Annotated in this window: 7 protein-coding genes; 5 read left to right on the forward strand and 2 right to left on the reverse strand. The window is 63.3% G+C overall.

The features are described from left to right. The first annotated feature begins 129 nt into the window (after positions 1-129). From glyQ to GWC77_RS18070, 5 genes are read left to right on the forward strand one after another with little or no spacing between them, the layout of a single operon-like run. Positions 130-1,137: a glycine--tRNA ligase subunit alpha gene (gene glyQ, locus GWC77_RS18050; RefSeq protein ID WP_173259206.1), complete on the forward strand. Its 1,008-nt coding sequence runs from the start codon at positions 130-132 to the stop codon at positions 1,135-1,137. Between the two features lie 31 nt (positions 1,138-1,168). Continuing rightward, positions 1,169-3,277: a glycine--tRNA ligase subunit beta gene (gene glyS / locus GWC77_RS18055; RefSeq protein ID WP_173259208.1), complete on the forward strand. Its 2,109-nt coding sequence runs from the start codon at positions 1,169-1,171 to the stop codon at positions 3,275-3,277. 17 nt (positions 3,278-3,294) lie between these two features. Further along, positions 3,295-3,852: a D-glycero-beta-D-manno-heptose 1,7-bisphosphate 7-phosphatase gene (gmhB, locus tag GWC77_RS18060; protein WP_173259210.1), complete on the forward strand. Its 558-nt coding sequence runs from the start codon at positions 3,295-3,297 to the stop codon at positions 3,850-3,852. 12 nt (positions 3,853-3,864) lie between these two features. After that, positions 3,865-4,623: a 1-acyl-sn-glycerol-3-phosphate acyltransferase gene (locus GWC77_RS18065; protein WP_173259212.1), complete on the forward strand. Its 759-nt coding sequence runs from the start codon at positions 3,865-3,867 to the stop codon at positions 4,621-4,623. Then, positions 4,592-5,458, forward strand: coding sequence for a M48 family metallopeptidase (locus GWC77_RS18070; protein ID WP_173259214.1), 867 nt, complete (start codon positions 4,592-4,594; stop codon positions 5,456-5,458). The genes GWC77_RS18065 and GWC77_RS18070 overlap by 32 nt, the downstream gene beginning before the upstream one ends. Positions 5,459-5,491: 33 nt before the next feature. Here GWC77_RS18070 and gloA read toward each other — a convergent pair whose 3' ends face one another. Continuing rightward, positions 5,492-5,878 carry a lactoylglutathione lyase gene (gene gloA / locus GWC77_RS18075; RefSeq protein ID WP_173259216.1) on the reverse strand — a complete coding sequence of 129 codons (387 nt, stop codon included), beginning with the start codon at positions 5,876-5,878 and terminating at the stop codon, positions 5,492-5,494. A 140-nt stretch (positions 5,879-6,018) separates the two neighbouring features. After that, the coding region (locus GWC77_RS29135) for a hypothetical protein (protein ID WP_217283320.1) at positions 6,019-6,200 on the reverse strand (182 nt) is incomplete at its 5' end.

The raw sequence follows: 6,200 nt of genomic DNA on the forward strand, positions 1-6,200 counted from the left end.
TCGTTTTAGCAGGCGGGAAGCGGCGAACGATGCGCCATCCCGCGCCCCCGGCCGCGCCCGATCCCATTCGCGCGGCCTATCATCGGCGCGATCCGCGGCTTGACCGCCGCGCGCCGCAAAAGGCACGACATGCTCACGTTTCAGCAAATCATCCTGACGCTGCAATCCTATTGGGACCAACAGGGCTGCGCGCTGCTTCAGCCCATCGACATGGAAGTCGGCGCCGGGACGTCGCACGTGCACACGTTCTTGCGGGCCGTCGGTCCCGAACCGTGGCGCGCCGCCTACGTCCAGCCGTCGCGCCGCCCGAAGGATGGCCGCTACGGCGACAATCCGAACCGCCTGCAGCACTACTATCAGTATCAGGTGGTGCTGAAACCCGCGCCCGAGAACATCCTCGATCTCTACCTCGGCTCGCTGGAGGCGCTCGGTTTCGATCTGAAGCAAAACGATGTGCGCTTCGTCGAGGACGATTGGGAAAACCCCACGCTCGGCGCATGGGGCCTCGGCTGGGAAGTCTGGCTCAATGGCATGGAAGTCACGCAGTTCACGTACTTCCAGCAGGTCGGCGGCCTCGATTGCAAGCCCGTGCTCGGCGAAATCACCTATGGGCTCGAACGGCTCGCCATGTACCTGCAAAAGGTCGAGAACGTCTACGACCTCGTCTGGACAGAGTGGGAAGAAGCGGGCCCGAACGGCCCCGAGATGCGCCGGCTGACGTATGGCGATGTCTACCATCAGAACGAAGTCGAACAGTCCACTTACAACTTCGAGCACGCGAACGTCGATCTGCTCTTCACGCTTTTCTCCAGCTACGAGTCGGAAGCGAAGCGCATGATCGAAACGCAATTGGCGCTGCCCGGCTACGAGCTCGTGCTCAAAGCCGCCCATACGTTCAATCTGCTCGATGCGCGAGGGGCCATCTCGGTGACCGAGCGTGCCGCCTATATCGGCCGCATCCGTGCGCTGTCGCGCCTCGTCGCCCAGGCCTACTACGATTCGCGCGAAAAACTCGGCTTCCCGATGCTCGGCAATCCCGTGCACGGCGTGCGCGGTCTCACGACCGACGCGCAAGAGGCCGCGCTGCCCGCCTGGGCGCCGCCGCTCAAGGTTGAGCGTACGATCGACGAGCAGTGACCCAACCTAGGAACAGACCTAGTCCCAGAACATGAATCAAATCGAACAAGCCACGCTCCTCGTCGAATTGCTGACCGAAGAACTGCCGCCGAAAGCGCTCGCGCGCCTCGGTGAAGCCTTTGCCACCGGCCTCGTGGAGCGGCTGGCCGCTCGCGATCTCATCGCCGGCGAACCCTCGTTCGAGCGTTTTGCGACGCCACGACGCCTGGCCGTCGCGATCAAGCATGTGCGCAGCGTCGCACCGGCCAAGGACGTGCGCGAGAAAGTCCTGCCCGTGTCGGTTGCATTCGATGCGAACGGGCGTCCGAGCGCGCCGCTTGCCAAGAAGCTCGCGGCGCTCGGCTTTCCCGATATCGACGTCGATCAACTCGAGCGTGCGCAAGACGGTAAGGCCGAAGCGCTGTTTCTGCGCTACTCGGCGCCCGGTGCCACGCTCGCCGCGGGGTTGCAGGCGGCGCTCGACGAAACGCTTGCAAAGCTGCCGATCCCGAAAGTGATGACTTATCAGCGTCCCGACGGCACTAGCGTGCAATTCGTTCGCCCGGTTCAGCGGCTCACCGTATTGCATGGCGAAGAAGTCGTGCCGGTCACTGCGTTCGGCATCGATGCGGGCGACACCACGGTCGGCCACCGGTTTCTGTCGGACGGTCTCGTGGCCATCCTCCATGCCGACGAGTATGCGGCCACGCTGCGCGCGAAAGGGCACGTGGTGGCGAACTTCGCCGATCGCCGCGCGAGCATCGTGACGCAGTTGCGGGCACATGCGGGAGGCGATGTCGTGGTGATGCCCGACGCACTGCTCGACGAAGTGACTGCGCTGGTCGAATGGCCGGTGGTCTACGCCTGCCGTTTCGAAGACGAGTTTCTGCAGGTCCCGCAGGAATGCCTGATCCTGACGATGCAGACGAACCAGAAGTATTTCGCGTTGACCGATAGCGAAAGCAAATTGCGCTCGCGGTTTCTGATCGTCTCCAACATCGAAACGAAAACGCCGGGTGAGATCGTCGAGGGCAACGAACGCGTCGTGCGGCCGCGCCTCGCCGATGCCAAGTTCTTCTTCGAGCAGGACAAGAAAAAACCGCTCGCCGAGCGTGTGCCGCTGCTTGCGAATGTCGTCTATCACAACAAGCTGGGCTCGCAGTTCAAGCGCGTCGAGCGCCTCGTCGCGCTGGCCGGCAAAATCGCCCCGCTCGTCGATGCGAACATCGCCGAGGCCGAGCGTGCCGCGTACCTCGCCAAGGCGGACTTGCTGACCGATATGGTGGGCGAGTTCCCCGAACTGCAAGGCACGATGGGCACCTACTACGCGCGCCATGACGGCGAGCCCGAGGATGTCGCGCTCGCTTGCAGCGAACACTACCAGCCGCGCTTTTCCGGCGATGCGCTGCCTTCCACGCGCGTCGGTACGGCAGTCGCGCTCGCCGACAAACTCGAGACGCTTGCGGGAATATGGGGCATCGGCCTCGTGCCCACCGGCGAAAAGGACCCGTTTGCATTGCGCCGCCATGCTCTCGGCGTGTTGCGCATCCTCATCGAGAACGCGTTGCCGATCGATCTGATCGAACTCATCGAGGCTGCATGCGGCGTCTTCGCGGCCGAACCGCAGGTCGCCGATTCGTCGAAGCCGCTCTACGCATTCTTCATGGACCGCCTGCGCGGCCTGCTGCGCGAGCGCGGCTACTCGGCGGGGGAGATCGAGGCCGTGCTGAGCCTCGAGCCGCGGCGTATCGACGATGTCATTGCGCGCCTTGACGCCGTGCGCGAATTCACGGCACTGCCCGAGGCGGAAGCCCTGGCGGCGGCCAACAAACGGATCTCGAACATCCTCAAGAAATCCGAACTCGACGCGAAGCCGTCAGGCAGCGGAATCGAGTCGCGCCTGCTCGTCGAAGTTGCCGAAAGAGCGCTGAGCGACGCGCTCATCGCGGTCGCGCCCACAGTGCAATCGCAGCTCGCCCAGCGCGATTACACGCGCGCGCTTTCGGCGCTTGCCGCGCTGCGCGCACCGGTCGACACGTTCTTCAACGATGTCATGGTGAATGCCGATGACGACGCGCTGCGCAAAAACCGGCTCGCCTTGCTCGCGGCGCTCCATGCGCAGATGAACTGCGTCGCCGACATTTCGAAGCTCGCTGCCTGACGCCGGAAACGCTCACCATGACCTCCAGCAAGAAGCTCGTCATCCTCGATCGCGACGGGGTCATCAACGTCGATTCGGACGCCTTCATCAAGTCGCCCGACGAGTGGATCGCCATTCCCGGCAGCCTCGAGGCCATTGCCCGACTCAATCAAGCCGGCTACCGCGTCGTGGTTGCATCGAACCAGTCCGGCATCGGGCGGGGCCTGTTCGACATGGCGGCGCTCAACGCCATGCATGCGAAAATGCAGCGCGCCGCGGCCGCGGTGGGCGGCCGCATCGATGCCGTGTTCTTCTGCCCGCATACGGCGGACGACCAATGCGAATGTCGCAAGCCGAAACCGGGGCTGCTCAAGATGATCATGGACCGCTTCGAGATCGATCCTGCGGCGACGCCCGTCGTCGGCGATGCGCTACGCGACCTCCAGGCCGGTGCGGTGCTCGGCTTCGACCTGCACCTCGTGCTGACGGGCAAAGGCGCGAAAACGCTTGCCGCGGGCGGTCTGCCGGAAGGCACCAAGGTGCATGAAGACTTGAAACACTTCGCGCTCGATTACCTCGCCGAGCGCGACGAGTAGACTCCGATTCCGATGCGCTTTCTTCGCTCCTTCCTCCTTTTTTGCTTCCTGATCGTCTTCACGATCCCGTACGCCACGGCCTGCTTCGTCGCATTCCCGTTCATGCGGGCCGACAAGCGCTACTGGATGGCTGTTGGCTGGTGCCGGACGACGCTCTTCGTCGCGCGTCATTTGAACGGCATACGCTACCGCATCGAGGGCATGGAGAACCTGCCCGACGGTCCCGCCGTCCTGCTGCCCAAACACCAATCGGCATGGGAGACGGTCGCGTTGCCGGCGATCATGCCGCGCCCGCTTTGCTACGTCTTCAAGCGCGAACTGCTGTACGTGCCGTTTTTCGGCTGGGCGCTCGGCATGCTGAAGATGATTCACATCGATCGCAAGGAAGGCAAATATGCTTTCGCATCGGTGGTGAGGCAGGGCCGCCAGCGTTTGAGCGAAGGTGCGTGGGTCATCATGTTTCCCGAGGGCACACGTACGGCGGTCGGCACGCAAGGCAAGTACAAGACAGGTGGTGCGCGTTTCGCGATGGATGCGGGCGTGTGCGTCGTGCCGATCGCACACAATGCGGGGCGCGTCTGGCCTCGCAACTCGTTCATCAAATACCCTGGTATCGTTACGGTGTCGATCGGCAAACCGATCGATACCGTCGGGCTCACGGCGGATGAGGTCAACACGCGCGTCGAGACATGGATCGAAACCGAGATGCGCCGTATCGATCCGGATGCTTACTACAGCGATGCCCAAACCTGCTCCACCCAGCCGCGCTAAAGCGCTCGACAACCGGCAACTCGATTTGCCGCTGTTCGCAGAACCGCCCCTCGAAGCGCCACCGGCACCCGCCGCACTTCAATCGCCCGATCCCACGAAATTTGCCCCCGGCGTCAAGCTTCGCCGGCTGGCGCTCGACGGCCGTACGCTCGAATATGGACTCAAGCGCTCGACGCGCCGCACCATCGGCTTCACGATCGACGGCAGCGGCCTGACCATCACGGCGCCGCGCTGGGTGACGCTCGCCGATATCGAAGCCGCCATTGCCGGCAAGCAGCGCTGGATCTTCGCGAAGCTGTCCGAATGGCAAACACGCACCGAACAGCGCGCGCTGCCGCGCATCGAATGGCGCGATGGGGCGCAGATCCCCTTTCTCGGCAAACCGGTCACCGTCGCGCTCGGCTCATCGCACGGCGCGCTTCGCTTCGATCCGGAGGTGGCCGTGCTCGCGCTCGCGTTGCCGGCCCATGTGGATGCCCAGCAGATCAAGGATCGCGTGCAGGGTTGGCTGCAAAACGAGGCCAAGCGCGTGTTCGGCGAGCGGCTCGATGTCTACGCGCAAAAACTCGGCGTCTCGTTCAAGGGTTACGCGCTTTCGTCGGCCGCAACGCGCTGGGGCAGTTGTTCGAGCGACGGGCGCATCCGCCTGAACTGGCGACTGATTCACTTTCCTCTCTCGATCGTCGACTATGTCGTAGCGCACGAACTGGCGCACCTGCGCGAAATGAACCACAGCCCGCGCTTCTGGCAGACGGTCGAATCGATCTTTCCCGAGTTTCGCGAAGCGCGGCATACGCTCAAGCATCATCCGCCCGAACTGCTTCCGGCTCTCTAGTTCGGGCATCGGCACCGCTCACGCGGGCATACGTCAGCGTTTTTTCTGGATGAACTCGATCTTGTATCCGTCCGGATCGGCGATGAACGCGATCACGGTCGTTCCGTGCTTCATCGGGCCCGCCTCGCGCACGACGGTGCCGCCTTGCGCCTTGATCTTTTCACAGGCCGCATAGGCATCGTCGACTTCGATCGCGAGATGGCCGAACGCGTTGCCGAGGTCATACGCTTTCGTATCCCAGTTGTGGGTGAGCTCGAGCACCGTCCCTTCGCTCTCGTCCGTATAGCCCACGAACGCCAGCGTGAAACGGCCTTCCGGGTAGTCCTGCCGACGCAGAACTTTCATCCCCAGCAGTTCCGTGTAAAACGCGATCGAACGATCGAGATCGCCGACGCGTAACATCGTGTGCAGCAAGCGCATAGCGTGCTCCTCTGAAAAAGCAGACTCTAGCAACAATGCGGCGGCCGTGCCTTGCCCCCTTCGGGCGTACGGTTACTCGCCAGCCCCAGTGCGGCGGCCCCCGCATTTTGCTATGTTACGCGGCACGCGCCGCCGATCCGTCACGCCTGCCCCGACAGGACATAATGAACACAGCCGCCTCCCGCCTCGCCGCCTCCTGTGGCGCGACAATCTGGATGAGAGACGCGCGACAAACAAGATGAGAATGTCGCGGCGAGGTTGATGATGCCGATGTTGATTGACGCTGACAAGCGTTTGTTGATTGACGCTCGGCGCATGTTGC

The organism is Paraburkholderia sp. NMBU_R16, from assembly GCF_013282575.1.
GTDB lineage: Bacteria > Pseudomonadota > Gammaproteobacteria > Burkholderiales > Burkholderiaceae > Trinickia.